The sequence below is a fragment of the Lujinxingia sediminis genome (assembly GCF_004005565.1).
GTDB classification, from domain to species: Bacteria; Myxococcota_A; Bradymonadia; order Bradymonadales; family Bradymonadaceae; genus Lujinxingia; species Lujinxingia sediminis.
Window position 1 is genome coordinate 1,126,444 of sequence record NZ_SADD01000001.1, and the last position, 17,352, is coordinate 1,143,795.

General features: G+C 63.3%; 16 protein-coding genes. 6 read left to right on the forward strand and 10 right to left on the reverse strand.

Features of this window, described 5'->3' with window-relative positions; translation table 11 throughout:
* Positions 1–6 precede the first annotated feature (6 nt).
* From EA187_RS04615 to EA187_RS04660, 10 genes are all read right to left on the reverse strand, one after another.
* On the reverse strand, positions 7–423 hold the full coding sequence (locus EA187_RS04615) for a hypothetical protein (RefSeq protein WP_127779319.1): 417 nt from the start codon (positions 421–423) through the stop codon (positions 7–9).
* 88 nt (positions 424–511) lie between these two features.
* Positions 512–1,660: a molybdopterin-dependent oxidoreductase gene (locus EA187_RS04620; RefSeq protein WP_127779320.1), complete on the reverse strand. Its 1,149-nt coding sequence runs from the start codon at positions 1,658–1,660 to the stop codon at positions 512–514.
* A 10-nt stretch (positions 1,661–1,670) separates the two neighbouring features.
* Positions 1,671–2,561, reverse strand: coding sequence for a hypothetical protein (locus EA187_RS04625; protein ID WP_127779321.1), 891 nt, complete (start codon positions 2,559–2,561; stop codon positions 1,671–1,673).
* A gap of 104 nt (positions 2,562–2,665) precedes the next feature.
* Positions 2,666–3,904, reverse strand: a complete 1,239-nt coding sequence (locus EA187_RS04630) for a CDP-alcohol phosphatidyltransferase family protein (protein WP_164855986.1) — start codon at positions 3,902–3,904, stop codon at positions 2,666–2,668.
* 10 nt (positions 3,905–3,914) lie between these two features.
* The gene (locus tag EA187_RS04635) at positions 3,915–4,325 is read right to left on the reverse strand and encodes a PilZ domain-containing protein (RefSeq protein ID WP_115602686.1); all 411 of its coding nucleotides are present in this window, start codon (positions 4,323–4,325) and stop codon (positions 3,915–3,917) included.
* Positions 4,326–4,443: 118 nt separating this feature from the next.
* Positions 4,444–4,983: a DUF1285 domain-containing protein gene (locus tag EA187_RS04640; protein WP_127779323.1), complete on the reverse strand. Its 540-nt coding sequence runs from the start codon at positions 4,981–4,983 to the stop codon at positions 4,444–4,446.
* Positions 4,976–5,779, reverse strand: coding sequence for a hypothetical protein (locus tag EA187_RS04645; RefSeq protein ID WP_127779324.1), 804 nt, complete (start codon positions 5,777–5,779; stop codon positions 4,976–4,978). Before EA187_RS04645 ends, EA187_RS04640 begins: the two co-directional genes overlap by 8 nt.
* Before the next feature lie 111 nt (positions 5,780–5,890).
* Positions 5,891–6,793 (reverse strand): hypothetical protein, encoded by a 903-nt coding sequence (locus tag EA187_RS04650; RefSeq protein ID WP_127779325.1) that lies wholly within the window; start codon positions 6,791–6,793, stop codon positions 5,891–5,893.
* Positions 6,790–7,722, reverse strand: a complete 933-nt coding sequence (locus EA187_RS04655; protein ID WP_164855988.1) for a metallophosphoesterase family protein — start codon at positions 7,720–7,722, stop codon at positions 6,790–6,792. The genes EA187_RS04650 and EA187_RS04655 overlap by 4 nt, the downstream gene beginning before the upstream one ends.
* Before the next feature lie 55 nt (positions 7,723–7,777).
* Entirely contained in the window at positions 7,778–11,575 is a 3,798-nt protein-coding gene (locus EA187_RS04660; protein WP_127779327.1) for a CARDB domain-containing protein, read from the reverse strand.
* Between the two features lie 376 nt (positions 11,576–11,951).
* Here EA187_RS04660 and EA187_RS04665 point away from each other — a divergent pair, with 376 nt between their 5' ends.
* The 6 genes from EA187_RS04665 to EA187_RS04685 all read left to right on the forward strand — a co-directional run bounded on the left by EA187_RS04665 (position 11,952) and on the right by EA187_RS04685 (position 17,273).
* On the forward strand, positions 11,952–13,202 hold the full coding sequence (locus tag EA187_RS04665; protein WP_127779328.1) for a hypothetical protein: 1,251 nt from the start codon (positions 11,952–11,954) through the stop codon (positions 13,200–13,202).
* 102 nt (positions 13,203–13,304) lie between these two features.
* Positions 13,305–15,182, forward strand: coding sequence for an AMP-dependent synthetase/ligase (locus EA187_RS04670; RefSeq protein WP_127779329.1), 1,878 nt, complete (start codon positions 13,305–13,307; stop codon positions 15,180–15,182).
* 94 nt (positions 15,183–15,276) lie between these two features.
* Complete coding sequence (locus EA187_RS04675; protein ID WP_115602678.1) at positions 15,277–15,684, forward strand: PilZ domain-containing protein; 408 nt, start codon at positions 15,277–15,279, stop codon at positions 15,682–15,684.
* A gap of 2 nt (positions 15,685–15,686) precedes the next feature.
* Entirely contained in the window at positions 15,687–16,496 is an 810-nt protein-coding gene (gene dapF / locus EA187_RS04680) for a diaminopimelate epimerase (RefSeq protein WP_127779330.1), read from the forward strand.
* On the forward strand, positions 16,489–16,653 hold the full coding sequence (locus EA187_RS20295; RefSeq protein ID WP_164855990.1) for a hypothetical protein: 165 nt from the start codon (positions 16,489–16,491) through the stop codon (positions 16,651–16,653). Before dapF ends, EA187_RS20295 begins: the two co-directional genes overlap by 8 nt.
* A 2-nt stretch (positions 16,654–16,655) precedes the next feature.
* Positions 16,656–17,273: a hypothetical protein gene (locus EA187_RS04685; protein WP_127779331.1), complete on the forward strand. Its 618-nt coding sequence runs from the start codon at positions 16,656–16,658 to the stop codon at positions 17,271–17,273.
* The last annotated feature ends 79 nt before the right edge of the window (positions 17,274–17,352 follow it).

Below are 17,352 nucleotides of genomic sequence, written 5' to 3' on the forward strand. Positions count from 1 at the left end.
GAGTCCTCAGCCCTGTGCGGAGTTGGAGGGCGAGTCGCCTGTGGACGAGAGCGCGTTCTCAAGTTCGGTTGCCAGGGCTTCGGTGTGGGCGCGGAGCTCACGAAGTTCCCTTCGACGAGACTCCAGCACCGACTGTCCGTAGAGCCAGCCTCCTGCTGCGCAGATCAGGGCGGCGGGCAGTCGCCCGCGCAGCCAGTCGGAGCCGCCGGACATCAGTCCAACCTGGGCGCCGATGACGGCGAGCTGATTGGCGGTGCTGGCGTTGGAGCTACTCAACTCCAGCTGGGCCCGCAGCCCTCCCAGGCGCGCACGTGCCGCGCGAAGCTCGCCGCGTCGCATATGCGCTTCGACTCGGATCAGCTCGCGGGAAAGGCCGCCGAGTTCGGATTCCAGTTGTTGCAGTGGGCCTTGAAAATTGGGCATGTCATCCTCAATCGAGTGCTAAGCAAGGGGGGCATGATGGGCGCCAAATCTTGCGATGTCGGCCGCGAAGTCAAGCTCCCACCCTCGCTTAGTCGGAGATTTCGAAGGGCACCCGGACCGCCTGGGCCACCGCGAGCGGGTCGCCGGTATCGAGTTGTTGAGCGCGGCCCTCGGAGTCAAATGCGCGTACGGTAAGCGTGTGTGAGCCCGGGCTCAGGCCTTCGATGTTGGCGCTCCAGCGGACCCAGACGTTGGGGAGCGGCCAGCTTTCATCGTCCTGCGCAGCGTCGGCCATTAAGGCCTGGAGCGCCGGTGGAAGGCTCTGACGCACTTCCCCGGCATCATCGCCGAGAAGATCGGCCTGGCGTTCGGGGCCATCGTCGACGCTGAATCGAACCTCAGTGATCGCCGCGTCTCCGCTGACGGCCACACCTTCAATCGTAATGTCGGGACCATCAAGCGTGGCGTTGCGCCCGGCCAGGGTGATGGTGTGGTTGGCCAGGGCCATTTTGCCCGGAGCGTCGATGCTCGCCACGCCTCTGAAACGGACGGTCTCGTAGACGCCAAAGGCCTCGTCGCTGGCGGTGAAGTCCAGTCGATCCAGCCACTTCATGTTTTTGTAGCCCCACATCTCCGGGATGATCAGGCGCACCGGTCCGCCTCGAAGTCGGCTCAGCGGCTCGCCATTGAGTTCATAGGCGAGCATGACAGGAAGTTGGCCTTCGGCATTGAGGCGACTCAGGGGAATGTTGCTGGTGAAACCATCTGCGCCGAAGGTGCGAATCTTTACGGCCTCCGCCGGGATGTCGATCGCCTCGAGCGCCGCAGTCAGCGGTACCCCTGTAAAAAGACCATTGGCGATCAGGCTGGTGAGCAAAGGGCCGAGATTAAGGCTGAAAACGCAGCGCAGGGTCTTCCAGTAGGTGAGTTCCTGACCTTGTGCGCCTAACTCACGAAGTTGCTGGTAGTTGAGTTCGCCGAGGCGCTGATCTCCGGCGGTGATCGCCAGCCGCCAATCGTCGGCAGCGATGTTCGGGGCGTCTTCTTTGGCGATGGAGTTGCCGCTTTGCCAGAACCAGACCCCGTCGTCTTGGGGCGTGAGAAATGAGGTGTCGCCACCTGTGCCAAAGGTCTCCACATCGACGAACTCACAGCCGCTCGTAAAGCGCAACGCAAGCAGCGCAGCAGAGCCTGTGGCGAGCGTTTTCAGGAACTCACGGCGGTTGAAACGCGTCATAGGGGCTCCATCAGGGGGCGAATTCGTAGGCAACGCCGAGAATAAGGTCGGTGCTCTGGACGGTGTTGACCCCCCAGGGGGTGAGCATCAGGTCGAGGCTGAGCTGTACTCCGCCGGGGATGCTTGCAATCACGCTGGGGCCGACCTTCAGATAGCTCTGGGTAAGGGGGGTGAGGTTGAAGATGTCGAGCGCTTCCGGAGGCCCCAGGCCAATCACCGATTGCGCCACACCACGAACCCAGACCGCATCATGCGGGGCCCAGCCAACTTCGGCCATGATCGGGATCTCGTCGTACATGTTCACGCGGTCGCCGCCTGCAGCCTGGCGATCGCCGCGCAGGCGGTAACCCACGCTCATCGAGGCATAGAAGGGGCGAGGCCAGAGGCTGGCACCGAGCGAGAGTCCGAACTCGTGTTCGCGGACGCCGTTTCCCAGGGTGGGAACCATCGGGTCGGGATCGGCGGTGTAGCCGGTTGGGGACTTCGTCGCCCCGTAAGCGGAGAGGACCACCGGCGCCTCGATGATACTTGCTCGCGCGCCCAGCCAGACATCCCCCAGGCCACTGACGCGAGCGCGTTGGAGGTCACTCTCCAGCGTCAGTGATTGAAACGCGGCACTGCCATAGAGGGTCACGCGCGGCAAGAGGCCGTATTCGGCGTAGCCGAAGACAGCCGTGGAGGCGAAGGTGCCGGCGACGTCGTCGCTGAGAAGTTGGAAGGTCTCGCCGGTTTCTTTGTACTGTTGATCGGCGCGGGCGTGGCCCAGGCTCAGTTTGGCGTAGAAGCCGCGGTCGGGTTGGGTCCAGGCCCCGGCGAATGCCGTGGTAGCTGGCATGAGCAGCGTGAACGCCAGGGTCATTGCGATCGAGGGGATCACGAGCCGAGGGTGGATGTTGCGCATGCGCATACTCGGAAGTGGGTCATCAAAGACAGCCCTGAAACACTGAGGGCAATCAGCTTAACCGCTGTGATCTGGCGATACCAGTGGCGATGGGCCTCGAGCGCTCAGCGTTGCCCGCGCAGCTGTTGCAAGACCACACTGATAGCCACAATGACGTTCCCTGGTGCCAGTACGACAAGAAGGTAAGGCAGGACCCCGCCGATGGCCATGAGCATTGCGACGAAGACGATAAAGTCTTTGCGAAACGCGTAATGCAGAAGCGCGAGCGCACGCTTCAGGGGGGACGGTGAGGCTTCTTCGGCCTTAAAGCTCCACTCGAAGGCCAGAAGATCGCCGCGGCCACGAGCGATGAGCCAGCGGTAATACACGATCATACTGGCGAGTTTGCCCGCGCCGGCGGCCAGGCCTAGATAAAGCCAGATGTCGGGGCCAGGTGTGGCCAGTCCGAAGTCGAGCGTACGCCAGGCCCCCACTCCCAGGCCGATATAAAGCAGCAGGTCGGAGAGGTCATCGCTGACCGTGTCGAGCCATTCGCCCAATACGCTGAATTCGTATCGGACCCTGGCGAGCTCGCCGTCGACTCCGTCGATGACCGAATTGAGCTGGTAGAGGATGCCAGCAACGAGAAACGCGGCATAACCTCCGACACCGGCGGCCAGCGCAGCGGCGATCCCCAGTGAAAAGGTCACCACCGAGATGTGGTTGGGGCCGATCGGTGTGGCGACGAGCGCGCGGCTCATGCTCAGGCTGAGATGGCGGTTGAGGTAGCGCGAGACGACGCCGTCTTGAGGTTTGCGGCAATCGTTGAAGAGGGCGTCTTCAGCGCGCGCGATATCCGCGGGGCTGCTCAGGCGAAGCGACCAGCCCTCGGTGGTTCGAGCGTCGGAAGACGAGGGCGTCGCTCCGCGGAGCGCTGACCAGTCACTCTTCCAGTCTCGAACCGATGACGATGCGATGCCGTAGAGCTGGTGTTCTGCAAGGCCGAGTTGCTCGCCGCTTCGGCCAGCCTTACAACGCTCGACCGCGCGCTGCACCACGGCGCGTTGAAAGACGCGGTCAGCTGGCAGGGCTAAAACGCAGCCTGGCTTGAGATCGCGGAGCAGTTCCGAAACCTGCTCGGAGTCGACGATGTGGACTTCTCCGCGCCGCCGGGTGGCAGAGGACAGGGCGTCGCTCAGAAAGGAAGCCGACCAGCGGGCGTCGCTTACGATGACGACCGTAGAGACGCCGCTGACCAGGCACATTCGGGCGATGCGGTCGATCAGGGAAAGCCCGGCAATCTCCAGGTCAGGGGGGAGGTCGTCGGGCAGGATTCCCGGGTCGGTAATAGCAATGGTGGTCATAACAGGCAGCTCAGCGCGCCGTCTCGGCATAAAGTCGCTGGGTGAGCTCACGCTCCTCGGAGCTCTCACAGACGAACTCCAGCCCGTAGGCGCGACGTCCAGCGACCTCTGTGCGGCGGCGGATAAGGGCGCGCAGCGCGAACTTCTCAACCTCCGGGCCGCCGATGACGGTCACCGTCAGATCGACTTCGGTGCCGTCGGCGATGGTCGATTCGGTTTTGACCAGGCATCCGTTGAGGCTGACGTTGACAACCTGACCGAAGATCTCGCGGGGGCCACCGCTCCAGGTCATCGTGGCGATGGCGCGGGTGGCGTGGCGGCGGATGCGGGTGTTCGGGCCGGGTTCAAAGATCGGTGCGCCGGGGCCGGAGCGAAGCTCAGTCGTGGCAGGGGCGTCGATGTTCAGGGGGGATGCGCTCATAATGACCTCCGTGTCTGAAAAGCGTGGGTCGACCGATCCGTGGTCGTCGTCGCGCTGGGGGGCACAACCCTGTGCCGATGCGACGGGCGCAGGTTAACCCGGGAGATCGGGGGCGCAACTATTTTTCTGACGTGCTTTCATCAGCCTGCAGGCGAAGGTCGCCGGCGGGCAATCGCAGCACATAGCCCTTCGGATCTTCATCCAGGTAGTCGGCGATGCCGTGGTACACTGAGCGCTTAAAACGTGCCTCGAAAAGCCCCTCTTTGATAGATGCGTAGAGCCGTCCTCCTTCGGCATAGCGCAGCGTATCGGCCGAAAGTTCCTCCTCGGTACCATCGCTCAGCCGGATACAAGGGGGGATGGCCTTCCAGTCGGCGCGCTCCACGAAAAAGCCCGTATCCTCGACGACGATCGGGTAGGTGAAACGTCCGATTTCGAGCACCCAGGTCCCGCCCTGGGTGCGGTTGACACTTCGGCTAAAGAGATCGACGACGCGCTGATTTTCAAAACGAAGGCCTTCGTGCAGCCAGGTGCCGTTGGCGTCGAGTCGAATCTCCTGAAGTGTACCGCCCTGACGCAGGAAGTCCTGGACCACCGCAGGGAGCGTGGGATCGATATCGTGAATCGACGCCGAGGCGTCGTCGTTGTGCTCAGCCATGGCGTTCCTCCACGACAACCGGACGGCTGCGTTCGAATGCAAAGATCGATCGCGTCATGGGTGCGTCGCTGGTTTCAAACACGTCATCGGTAGCAGCGCGTAGCTGATCCAGATTTCCTTCACCGGACTCGTGAATCACCAGAAGGTGGTCGGGAGTGGGAAGCGAAAATCGCAGTCCGGAGCCGACCTGCGCGTAGAAGGCATCGGCGTAGACCATTGCTCTCGCTGCGTCGTGACCGTCGCCGGCGTGCAGGCGTCGCACGTGCAGGTAGTCTTCGAACTGGCGCGATTGCAGCTCGCGGGTGCGATGAAAGAGCATGCTGCGTGCTCCGGCGAAGACCCGGTCGGCGGTCGCGCCCCAGCGCTCGAATTGATCCGTGGTGAGCACCCGCAGTCCCGGACTGATGCGGATGACGTAGGCGCAGACCACCTCGTCGCTCACAGGCTGAACCCAGGCAGGGTGGCCATGGACGGCCTCAACCCCCATCGCGAACGTGGGCGGCTGATAGATGGGCATCAACGCGCCGGCGCTCTCCACAAAACTCCACTCGGAGGCCTTCGAGTGGCGGGGCTCAAGAAGAGCGTGTTCCACGCCGCTGACAAAGCCGCTGATGAGCGGTTTGATGCGGTCCTCGTGGCTCTCCGCGATCTGCTCAAGGAGTGCCCCCGGGTCGACGTTCGCTTTACGTGCGGAGGGGCCGCGGCCCATCGCGACGTTAAAGGTGCCTGCGACCTCGGAGGGGTGCAGGTTGGCGAGGCGCAGGCTTTCGGCGATGTAGGCCAGATGGTCGTTCATAGAAGGTCAGCGTTGAGGGAAAGGGAAGCGAGCGAGTAGGGAAACGGACGGTCGGGCGAAACGATAAACACCTGTACAGCGGGTCAACGCTCCTCGGAGATCCGGCGTGCGTCAGCGCTCAAGCAGTAACTCCGCGGGATCTGCCAGGTGCTGGCCCGGCCAGGACCAGTCCCCGGGATCCAACAGGACCGTGTCGCGCTCCAGCTGCCAGCGCGCATCCGTCAGGGGAAAGGGGTGGCTGTTAAAGTGTTCGTTTAGGTTTTTTGAAAGTAGTGCTTTTGCTTTTTGCCGTTCATCCTCCCCTGGAGGGTCGGGGCGAACGATCAGCACATGGTCGCGGGTGGGCGTGGCGATAAAGCCCCGGTCCTGGGCGCTGTCAAAGTCCAGTTCCGGCATGACCAGCGCACGAGACGCTCCGAAACCTTCCGTCGTAGAGAGGGTGCGTAGGCGTACGCCTTCGACATCTTTCGATGTGGTTCCGCGAACCTTATAGGAGTTGTAGAAGAGCGCGGTGCGGGCGTTCTCCCACCGTGTCGCCTCGTCGGTGTCGCTCTCGTCCAGACGGGCACGTGTCATCACGTCGATACGCAGACCGGTCTCATGGACGATCACCTCTTCCAGGTGGCCACCGGAGTCCAGGGTTGGGCGCCAGAGCGCCACTTCCTGGCCGACGCTCTCGAACCAGCGGCGCGTCCACCGGGGGACCAGGTGCAGCAGGTGTTCGCCGTAGAAGGTCGGTGCCTCATGGTAGCGCTGAACCGAAGTGCGGCGAAATCGAGGCTCTTTTTTGGGCGCATCGCGTCGAGCATGCTCCACGTCCAGCCCCAGTCGAATGCCATAAAGGGCCCAGGCTGCCGTAGCGCGCTCAGGGGCGGATTCCGGTGCGGGCAGGGCAGCCGCGTCCACACGCACGCTGAGGCCTCGGCGCTCTACCACCCGGGTATCACCTTCGTGTCGCAGGCCGAGCCCCAGTGCGTGGGCGAGCGCTTCATTGGAAAACTCGGATTGCGTCACCCGGCCTGCTCCTCAACCTGCTGACGAAAGACTTCAGAGCGGAAGGGGCGAAAGCCCGACTCGTGGCTCTCAAAGAGGTGTGTTTCGATCTCGGCCAGCGCGCCGTCTTCGATGGTATAGATGTTGAACTTCCCGGCCATCACCGGGTCGCCGCCCTCCATCGAGGTGCTGCCCGCTTCGCAGACGAAGGTCGTGCCAGGCTCACCCAGCTTGGGCACCTGAAGCACGGAGAGGTAGTGGTTATGGCCGTGGAGGACCAGGTCGACGTTCTTCTGGCGCAGCGTCGTAAGCACCTCGTCGGCGTTGAGCAGACGGCGGTTGAAGCTAAAGCGGTGGTGCTCGTCGGCCATCAGCGGATGATGGACCACCACAACCTTAAAGCGGGACTTGAGCCTTTCGTCGTCGAGCATGCGGGCGGCCTGTTCCAGCTCATCTTCAGCGACCTTGCCGGTGGCGAAGAGCCAGGGGGTGGCCAGGCCGCTGTTCAGGCCCACGAAGGCCACATCCTGACGGATATGGCAGAAGGGGTAACCTCGCTTGAGCTGATATTCGGGAAGGTCGCTCTTCAGGAAATCCTTAAAGTGACGCTCGAACCTTCCTTCGCGGGCCGCGCCCGGCGTGTAGTAGTCGTGGTTTCCGGGCACGACGCTCACGCGGGTGGAGGCCGACTCGATGCTGCGGATGATCTCGGCCGCAGCCGCGAACTCCGAATCCAGAGCCAGGTTGGTCAGATCGCCGCTGATGACGATGTGATCCACATCCAGAGAGTCCAGCGCCTCAAGCGCCCGCTCCACGACGACCGAGGAGTGGGCTTTGGAGCGATTGAGCAGCAGGTTCAGGCCGCCAATCATCCGCTTGTTGAGGTACTCCCAGGGGCGGACGTCGGAGATTGCGAGAATATGAAGATCGGAGATGTGGCCAATGCGCATGGCGCGGCTCCTGGCGTTGAGCGGTTGGGCGCTCAACGACCGAAGCCGGAGCGCGTCAAGGGGTGCCGCCCTGAGCTTCAACGAGCTCGATGGTGCGGCTGGCGACGTTGTTGGCGCGGTTAACATCCCCGAACTCATCCAGAGGGTCAACGACCACGTGCAGGTAGCCGGTGCCAGGGGTGTAGCCTGCGGGCAATGCCACCTGGCCGGTGACATCCAACGTCTGTCCGGGGGCGACATCGCTGAGAGCGAACTCGCCGAGGAAGATGTCTTGCCCCTGGTCCCGAATCGCCGAGGTGCCCAGAAAGACTTCGTAGGTGGGCGCCGCCGCGGTGTCGCCGCCGGCGTTGGTAAGATCGAAGCCGTAGCGCACCACGTCCCCCTCCTGGTAGGAGCCCGGACCTATCGTGAGGTTGGTGGCGCTGAGATCGATGCCCGGAAGGTCTTCGGCCTCCAGGGTGTAAGTGACGCGTCGCTCGCTTCCGCCCACAGAAATCTCAACAAAGTAGCGTCCGGAAACCGGTGGCACGTAGTTGATAAGCTCGGCGCGCGGCAATCCCGGTGCGCTCTCATCCAGATCGTCGGGGGTGCGGTTGGGGCGGTAGATCTGCATGCGCAGGATTCCCGGCTGTGCCGCCGGTTCCAGATTGGCCCGCAACGTCACCGGTTGCCCGGCGGCGAGTTCGACGTGGTAGACGTCGACATCACCGACCGGACAGCGATCAAGGGCGGCCGGAGCGTCCAGCGCTGCGCGCAGGCTTGTGGCGTTGTCGAGGTCGTTATTGGGTTCAAAGTCCCCGTCGCAGCGTAGCGCCGGATCAACTTCGCGCACATCCAGATCGAGCGTGTAGGTCGTAGACGCGTCAGGATCGATGGGAACAAGGGAGACGCGCAGGTAGTAGCATTGTGCCCCGTTAACGTAGTCAACGCCGACCTGCTCCTCGTCCACGCCGCTTCGCGCGGACGTGTCGATGACGCTGCGATCCGCGGCGAAGAGGCGTAGATCCAGATCTCCCTGGCTGTTGAGGAAGTTGATGGTCGCGTCGAATTGCTGCCCGTCCGCCACACAGATCTCGTAGTAGTCGCTCTGCCCGGCGCAGGCCAGAAGGTTGCTGAAGCTGCCCTCGGTCAGGGAGGCTGCTTCGTCAAAGGAGGTGTTTGGTGAGAAGGGATCGAAGCATCGCGTGAAGACCTCAAAGGAGGTGCTGAACGCAGTATTGTTGCCGACGCGGGATTCATTGAGCGAGCCCGCCGGGTCGAGCGTCAGTGCCAGGTGATAGGTGCCATCGGCGAGGCCTGCACTTAGCTCCACCGGGAGGGTTAGTTGCCGGCTGGAGCCGGACTCGATCGACGCGATGGGGAAGTTACCCAGAGTGATGTCGCCTTCGCCACCGAGCTCACGGGAGGATGTCAGAACGACGCGCGCCTCAAAGCCGCCGGTGGCCACCGCACCGATGTTCACAATCTCGGCGCTCAGGTCGATGGTCGCGCCTGCCGACCAGGTGGTCTGTGGGGGCAACTCCAGCGCACGCGGCAGCACATCGACATCGGAAGCCAGGTCCAGCACCTGGACATCGAGCTCGTAGTAGTTTTGATCCCCGGCGCTCCGCCCGCAGACCGAGTAGGGATACACCCGGCTCGCCGGCGCCAGAAAGACCGCAACCTGCTGTTCATCCGCGGTTGCTGTGCGGGCGAGCTGTTCCGAGCGGTTGGGGGCAAAGAGGGTGGTCTGAAGCGCGCCGCGGTCACTGTCAAAACGGGTCGTGACGATCAACGTCTGCCCGGCACTCACCTGAGTCTCATAGAAGTCGCAGGTGTTGGGCACGCAGACCGCCGCATCCAGCGTACCTGCCGAGGTGTTCACGGCATCAAAGACCTGATGGTTGGGGCTGTTGGCGTCTTCGGTGCACGTGCAGAAGGGGCCTTCGACGGCAAGTGGGTTGGTGCCGGTGCGGCGGTTGTTGGTGACGTTCGCCTCGGGCAGGAGCCCGCCGGTATCGACGGCAAGGCCAAAGCTCTGCTGCGCGATGAAGTCTGCGCATTGGGCTTCGACTTCAAACGTAAGCTCCTCGCATTCGCCGGGGTTGATGTTGGGAATTTCAAAGGTCTCAACAGGATCGGCACCGAAGTTCACCGACGTTCCCGCCGAGCGAAAGAGCGCGCCGGCGGTCGCGCCGGAGGCGTTGGAGCCGTCGACACAGATTTCGGCGCGCACGGTGATAAGGTCGCCCTGCGTGGCGGAGGAGGGGACGGTGAGTGAGGCGACGAAGAGATCGATGTCGGCCTCATCAGTGATATTTACCGCGTCGAGTTGAAGTGCTGTGTTGTTGGAGCGGAAGGGTTCCTCAATGGCACCCAGCGGGTCACAAACCACATAGGGGAAGTAGACCCCGGGGCGCACGAGCATCGGCACGTTGACGGTACGCTCGACCTCGCGGGTAGCGCCGCTGGCCAGCGCCGCGACATTGATGTTGGTGATGCGCGAGTCGTTGTCGACGTTTGGTCTGGCCTCAAGTCCCAGGTACACGCCGCAGAAGAAACTTCCCACATCCAGGGTGCCCTCGTTGGCAATGGTCGCGCTGACCTCCAGGTTGCCACCGAGGTAGGTGCTCGCCGGGGTGACCGCGAAGTTGCGCACCGCGATGTCCGGGCCGTCGACGAGCTGGTCGGAGACGATGATGGGCGTCTCCAGAGCCAGCTCGTTGTTGTCGAGCGTGCTTTCCTGCACGTCGCCGTCCTCGGAGAAGGCCTCAACGAAAAGGTAGACCTCCAGCTCGCTCTCCGGTTCAGGGATAATCTCCTCGGCCAGAACAAAGGCCTCGGGGCCGATGACGCGGGACGCCTGCGCGGGAATCCCTATCGGAGCGCTCTCATGAAGGAGAATGGCCGAAGCATCGCGCACAGGGCTTCCCACCTGCAGGTAGGTTCGATGCACGACGTTAAAGACGTCTTCGCCGCCGCGATTCTCCAGTACAAAGCCGCGGGTCAGGCGGTTCAGTGTGGGAAAGGCGCGGTCCGGGCTGACCACGAGATCCGAGAGGCTGATGTCGGCCAGGCCAGCGTCGAAGTTCTCTACACGCAGCGGGGTCAGGCTCACGGCGATGTTGTCGTCGAGGTCGGTATCAGCAAGTTCCCCGTCTGGAGCCAGGACCACCGCGACAAAGTAGGAGCCGGAAGCCACGTCCGGCACGGTCGCAGAGAAGCCCACATTGCGGGTAGCGCCGCCCCCGAGCACCTCGCCATCGTCGGTGGTGGCCTCGACGAGCGTCTCGCCAAGCACGGTGAGGCTGGCGAGCTCTGCGCGTGAGATCTGCGCGGTGGTCGAGAGGTACGCACGGACCGGCACATCCGTAAGCACCGGGGACGCGGTGCGGTTAATTACGTCAAATGAAATGGTGGCAACTTCGCCCGTCCGCACGTTGGTCGGGCGCGCGCTCACGGCCTCTACACCCACATTGATCGGGTCGTAGACCCGATAGATGACCGTCTCGCGATCGGCACGGCTGCCTTCAAAGAGCGCTTCCACCTCAATGGTATACTCGCCAACCGAGGTATAGCGGTGGCTTGCCGAGCCCTCGACACCGACCCCGCTGAGCGTGGCTCCGTCACCGAAGTTGACCCGCCAGCTAAACCCGTCGTCGCTGCGGCCCTCCGCCGGTGCGATGGAAAACGCCAGCCGAACCTCCACATCGGGATAGCCTGCCGCCGGGCGAAGCTCATCGATCGTCACCTCCCCGGCGCCGCTGCTGTCGGGGTCATCGCCGCAGCCCACGCCGGACACGAACATCAGCGTCGCGAGTAAGGCAATCGCCGCAGCGGAGAAGAATGAGAGAGCAGGGGTGCGCATGGGCATAAGTTACATCGGGGAAGAGGGAGCTTTACTGTCGTTCGGGTGAAGCGCGACGGAAGAGGGTGGGTCGATCTTCGGGACCATACCACTCCCCGGGGGGAGGGCGCACTCGCGCTTCTCAATGGCGAGTCATCCTGCGAAATGCGCACGCGCATTTCAAGGTAAGGCGGCTGAGGGGGGGGCGAAGGTAGAGCGTGCATCCTTAAAGACGTGTAAACGCCGGCAGGCCCGGGGCGAAGCTCCTTGACGAAGTTTTGAGCGCTGGTCTAGCTTACATCGACGTTTCATCCCCCCCGCGACACTCCCCATCCGAAGGCGGAACAATCCCGCGATAGTGAGTTCGGATGACCATTCTGAAAGAGAAGCAGGAGGAAGGCTCTTGTCGACGAATAATAACAAGCCAGATCTTTCGGATTTGAAGGCGCGGCTGGGGTTGAAGCCCGCTGCAAAACCCGGTGCATCAACGCCTGCGGGTGCCGATAGCGCGAGCAGTTCGGGCGCACGCTCGACGATTCCCCGTCCGGGCGCCGCATCGTCGGCGACGTCGTCGGGCAGTGATGCTGCGGTGGCGGCGCCCTCGCGTCCCGTGACGCGTCCGAACCCCGCCGTGGCGGCAGCGCAGCCTGTTCAGTCCCAGCCCTCGCAACCTGCTCAGGCCGCTCCGGCTCCGGTGCGAGCGGCGGGGCCGCCGGCGGCCGCCGCCGGCCCGCCTCCCACGGCAATGGTGCCCCCGCCCAAAGCCAAGCCGGAGCCGCGGCCCAGGCCAGTTCCCATGAGTGAGAAGGAGCTCGCCGAAATCGATGCTGCGGCCTCATCGATGGAGGGTGGAGGTATCTTCTCCAAAAACGCCATCATCGTAATGGTGGTCCTGGCTCTTCTGGGGGCCTTCTTCGGCTTCTTTGCCGCACAGGGGCAGAACAGCCGGCAGATCGAAGTCGCCCGCATCGAAGATGCAAAGGCGCTTCAAGAGTCGATCGACCCGGCGTTGGCAACCTTTAGCGAGATGGCTGAGACGATCGCTGGTCTTTCGCCCTCCAAGGTAGACTTTGAAGCGGCCGACTCCCTGGCGTCCAGGCAGTTTGTGGTCTCCGGGGAAGTTCTCTCCAGCAATCGCCTCCTGCTGGGGCGTGACGTGATTCATCCGCTGACCGCTTATATGGCGGAATCTGCCGTGCTGGGTGAGCTTCTTGCTGAGCATAAGAGGCTGACGACGGTGGTCGATAAGGCGGAGATCGAGCGACTGCTCTCCGAGAACGAAGTTCTGGAGGAAGACCTGATCGCGGTGGTCTTCGATTACCGTCATCTCTTCACTCAGGGCGGAAACGACGCCTATCGCCCGCGCCCGGGCCGCCTGGTGACGCTCAAAAATCTTGAGCGCGATGGTGAAGGAATGCTTGAAGCGAGCATGTTGAATTCCGAGCGCACCCAGAAGGTCGAGATGCAATCGCTGGTGCCGCTGGAGCGTGGCGAGATTCTCAAGACCGCTGGCGACAACGCGCTGCAGCGCTATGAGCGTCGCGTCAATGAGATCAAAGAACGCGCTGAAAAGCTCAAGCAACGCGTGAATCCGTTGAGTGAGTCGCTCGGAGCGCTGGCTTCGGCGTCCGAGCCTCCTCTGCTTAGCTTGTGAGAAGGAGGCGCTGAGCGCTAAGGTTCCCACCCACACCGGCGTCTCCGGTGTGGGTTTTTTCGTCTCAGGCAGGAACTTTTTTCAAGGTAGGGAGTCGCGTCGATGGTCAACACCCTGGTCCAGTTGTTTGAAGAGCAGGTGCAGCGCTCCAGCGTGCGCGTCGCCATGCGTTTTTATGACGATCAGGCGTGGACGACGCGTACCTGGCGGGACTGGTGGGAGCGCTCCGAGCGCATCGCCGCGGGGTTGATGGCGTTGGGGGTTGAGGCGGGCGATTCAGTAGCATTGATCGCTTCAACGCGACCGGCCTGGGTCGAAGCCGATATGGGCATCATGATGGCTGGCGCGGCGACTGTTGCGTTGCATCCGGCGGTCAGTGAGGCCGGGATCGCGGCGGCGCTGACTGGCTGTAAGCCGGGCGTCGTCATCGTAGAAGACCCCGTGCAGATGGCTCGACTTGTGGCGATGCCGCAGGCGTTAACATCGGTCCGGGCGGTCGTTTACATCGATGCCGACGTGATGGTGAAGCGACGCGGAGGTGGGGCGGGGGAGTTGATGCGCGTCGATGCCTTTCAACTTCCCGAGCATATCGTGCGTCTCTCGCTGGATGAGCTCGGGCAGCAGGGGCGTCGACGGTTGACGGATGATTCACGCTTTGTGGGCTCACGACGCCGCCAGATCACCCCGGAGATGAGCGCGGCGGTGGTGTTTACCGCCGGAACGCGTGCTGAGCCGCGGGCGGTTACACTTACGCACCATAACCTTGTGGCTCAGGTTGAGGCGATGTCCGCCTTGCGTCTGTTTAGTTTTGACGACGTGCAGCTGCTCTTTTTGCCCCTGGCGCACGTCTTCGCCCGGGTGCTGTATCTGGCGGGGGTGGGCTCCGGGATGACGGTGGCGTTTGGGCGAGGGGCGCGTCATCTTCTGGATGACCTCTCCGAGGTGCGTCCCACGTTGCTGGCCAGCGTGCCCTGGGTCTATGAGCAGCTCCAGGCTGAGATTATCTCCCGGGTGGAGGAGCGCGGGTTGCGCGCGCAGCTGATGCCACTTGCGCTCGAAGTTGGAAAAACCGTGCGCCGGCGCATGCTGGGCGGGCAGCCTGCCTCTCGGCTCCTGCGCTTTGAACATGCATTCTTTTCTAAAGTATTACTTGAGGATGTCCGGGAGCGCCTGGGCGGTCGCATGCGCTTTCTGATCAGCGGAGGCGCGCCTCTGCGACCGGAGATCACCGAGTTCTTCTTCTCGACCGGAGTTCAGCTTCTCGAAGGTTACGGACTGACGGAGGCCTCGGGCGCGGTGGCGTTTAACCTTCCAGACGGTGTTCGAATCGGGAGCGTGGGGCGTGCTCTGCCCGGGGTTGATGTGACCCTGGCCGACGATGGGGAAGTGCTCGTGCGAGGCGACACGATCGCGCACGAGCTGGCAGAGGGGGAGGGCGCCGGTCAGGTCGACGCGCGCGGTTGGTTGCATACCGGCGACATCGGACGATTTGATCGCGAGGGGTTTCTCTTTGTGGTCGATCGCAAGCGGGAGGTGGTGGTGACTTCAACCGGACGGCACATCGCTCCGGGGCCGCTGGAGAGTGCGCTGGAGGAGTTTGATCTGATTGCCCACGCGGTGCTCGTGGGCGAGGGGTTGCCTTTTGTTTCAGCCCTGGTGGCGCTGAACCCGGATCGCCTCCTGGCGTTTGTACAGGCTCAGGGGCTGGACTACCGCGCTTCGGTCCGTGAGTTGACTACTCATCCGACGGTGCACCAGGCGTTGATGGGGCATCTTGATGGCGTGAACCGGCGCCACACCGTCGCCGAGCGCATTCGCCGGCTGGCGGTGATTCCCGAATTTCTTTCGGTGGCAGACCAGACCCTGACGGCTTCGGGGGAGGTGCGTCGCCCGGTGGTGCTTGAGCGCTATCAGGCGCTTGTCGACTCGCTCTATGCGGATCGGCGCACAAGTGCTGGCAGCGCTGCAGGAAAAAATTGACGGCACACCACCGTGTCCTACCGTGGAGCACGTGACATCGCCGGTGGCCATGATGGCGCACCGAAGTTAACGCGTTCGAATTATGGAGGATTCGATGAATCGCATCAGCGGCACCATCCGACGTCAGCCCAGCTTCCGTCCCTCGTTTGCTGGCGTGCGCCGCCACCCTCGCTGCGAGCTTCAGACTCGCGTCTTCGTGCAGGACGCCGACGGGTGGGAGATTCCCCTGGAGAGCCTGGACTTTTGTCCGACCGGGATGTTCGTGCGATCGAATTTTCTTTTTGAGCCCGGGCAGGTGCACACCCTGATCTTTGAGGGGCCGGGCGGTGAGTCGACTTACGCGGTGCGTGCACGCGTGGTGCGCGCGGAGACCGGTGCGGAGTTTGGCGATCGCCTCCCGGCCGATTTCGTGCCGGGGATGGCCTATGAGTTTATCGACGTCGCCCCACGGGTACGTCAGCGTCTCTTCGGGCTGGCGGCGATGTGCGGCGTGAGAGTCTGAAGATGATGGACTTCGCCAAATTCCATGGCCTTGGAAATGACTTCATTGTCGTGGCGCAGCGCGCTGAGGCCTGGACTCCTGCCCGGGTTCGCGCCATCTGCGATCGTCACCTGGGCGTGGGCGCCGACGGGGTGTTGCTCCTGGAGCAATGGGGCGAAGATCGCCTGCGCATGATCGTCTTCAACCAGGACGGCAGCCGTCCGCAGATGTGCGGAAACGGTGTGCGATGTGCCGCGGCGTATGCGCAACACCACTGGGACATGGGCGGCAGGCTCATCGTCGAGAGCGACGCAGGTCCGCGGGCCTGCGAGATCACCCCTGGCGAACACCCCGGCAGTTGGGAGGTCAACGTGGCGATGGGGCCCGCGCGCATTGGCGAGCGCCACGCGCTGGAGGTCGAGGGCCACACCTTCGCGTACACGCCGGTGGATATGGGAAACCCCCACGCGGTGATTTTCAACTTTCCCGGCGACAGGCTCGTTGACCTCGCCGGAGAGGCGGCAAATGCCGGCCACCCCGACTTCGCCGAGGGCGTCAACCTGGAGTTCGTCGAGGCACGGGGTGACGAATGGCGCACGAGCGTGTATGAGCGGGGCGTTGGCCGGACCCGCGCCTGCGGCACCGGGGCTTGCGCTGTCGCCGCTGCGATCTGGGACCGGGGTCTGGCCCCTCCCGACACGCCGGTGGTCGTCGCATTGCCGGGCGGTCGGCTCACGATCGAAACACGCCAGGGCCAGATCTGGATGCAAGGTCCGGCTCAGAAGGTTTTTACAGGGACGTACCCGAATCTCAGGAGTAATGAAGATGCGTAAGCTCACGCTGGCCTGTGCCGCGATCGCCACCGTGTATTTGACCGGATGCCAGGAATCGGTCGTTGTCGCCTCCAACGGCGCGGCGATGTTCGTCGCCTCCGCGCTGCTCTGGTCGACGGTGCGCCTGAGCAAACACACCGACTCCAACAAGGATTAAGCATGAAGTGGTCCGAGGTCTTCGAGCCGGGGCTCTCCACCGACGAACTCTTTCTTAAACGGTTGCCGGCGATGCAGAAGACACGCCAGCAGGAGTTTCGGGAGTTCTCCAGCGCGACGATTATCCTGAGCGTCCTCTTTGACGACGTGGACCAGCGCTTCACGCTCACCTTTGATAACGATGGCCTGGAGGTCATCGATGAGGAGGCGATCGACTTCCCGATGGCAAGTGCCCGAGGTCGTCTCAGCGACTGGCAACGCGCGCTCCCCTGGATTCAGGAGCTGGTGATCCCGGCCGATGCTCAGGTCGCCCGCTACCGCGGCAAAGTGCACCTCACCCCCGAGGTGGTCGAGCGCTTCGAGCGCTTCGATGGTGTCTTCGATGTCACGGTTACCGATCTTCCCGATGGCCGCCCGCTGACATTTTCGATCATCCTCAACGACTACGAAGCTCCCGAAGAGGTGCGTGTTGTGCGCGCCTCGGTGGGCTGGCCTCTTCTTCAGGATGTGGCCCACGGGCGCATCGACCCGGTGCAGGGCGCGCGCCAGCTCTCGGTCGCCGGCGAGGTGGGGCTGGCGCTGGAGATCGGCGCCTTCATTATGCGGGAACTCGGGCTCTAGAGCCTTGCGCACCCGCGTTAAGGTCGATACACAGGGAAGGCAGACGTGCCCCCCTCCAAACCCCCTCCGGCGACTCCCA

Bases quoted from the DNA above. Each gene is read 5' to 3' on its own strand.
- EA187_RS04615 (WP_127779319.1), bottom strand. From the start codon at position 423: ATGCCCAATTTTCAAGGCCCACTGCAACAACTGGAATCCGAACTCGGC.
- EA187_RS04645 (WP_127779324.1), bottom strand. From the start codon at position 5,779: ATGAACGACCATCTGGCCTACATCGCCGAAAGCCTGCGCCTCGCCAAC.
- EA187_RS04625 (WP_127779321.1), bottom strand. From the start codon at position 2,561: ATGCGCAACATCCACCCTCGGCTCGTGATCCCCTCGATCGCAATGACC.
- EA187_RS04660 (WP_127779327.1), bottom strand. From the start codon at position 11,575: ATGCCCATGCGCACCCCTGCTCTCTCATTCTTCTCCGCTGCGGCGATT.
- EA187_RS04620 (WP_127779320.1), bottom strand. From the start codon at position 1,660: ATGACGCGTTTCAACCGCCGTGAGTTCCTGAAAACGCTCGCCACAGGC.
- EA187_RS04670 (WP_127779329.1), top strand. From the start codon at position 13,305: ATGGTCAACACCCTGGTCCAGTTGTTTGAAGAGCAGGTGCAGCGCTCC.
- dapF (WP_127779330.1), top strand. From the start codon at position 15,687: ATGATGGACTTCGCCAAATTCCATGGCCTTGGAAATGACTTCATTGTC.
- EA187_RS20295 (WP_164855990.1), top strand. From the start codon at position 16,489: ATGCGTAAGCTCACGCTGGCCTGTGCCGCGATCGCCACCGTGTATTTG.
- EA187_RS04635 (WP_115602686.1), bottom strand. From the start codon at position 4,325: ATGAGCGCATCCCCCCTGAACATCGACGCCCCTGCCACGACTGAGCTT.
- EA187_RS04630 (WP_164855986.1), bottom strand. From the start codon at position 3,904: ATGACCACCATTGCTATTACCGACCCGGGAATCCTGCCCGACGACCTC.
- EA187_RS04640 (WP_127779323.1), bottom strand. From the start codon at position 4,983: ATGGCTGAGCACAACGACGACGCCTCGGCGTCGATTCACGATATCGAT.
- EA187_RS04675 (WP_115602678.1), top strand. From the start codon at position 15,277: ATGAATCGCATCAGCGGCACCATCCGACGTCAGCCCAGCTTCCGTCCC.
- EA187_RS04655 (WP_164855988.1), bottom strand. From the start codon at position 7,722: ATGCGCATTGGCCACATCTCCGATCTTCATATTCTCGCAATCTCCGAC.
- EA187_RS04685 (WP_127779331.1), top strand. From the start codon at position 16,656: ATGAAGTGGTCCGAGGTCTTCGAGCCGGGGCTCTCCACCGACGAACTC.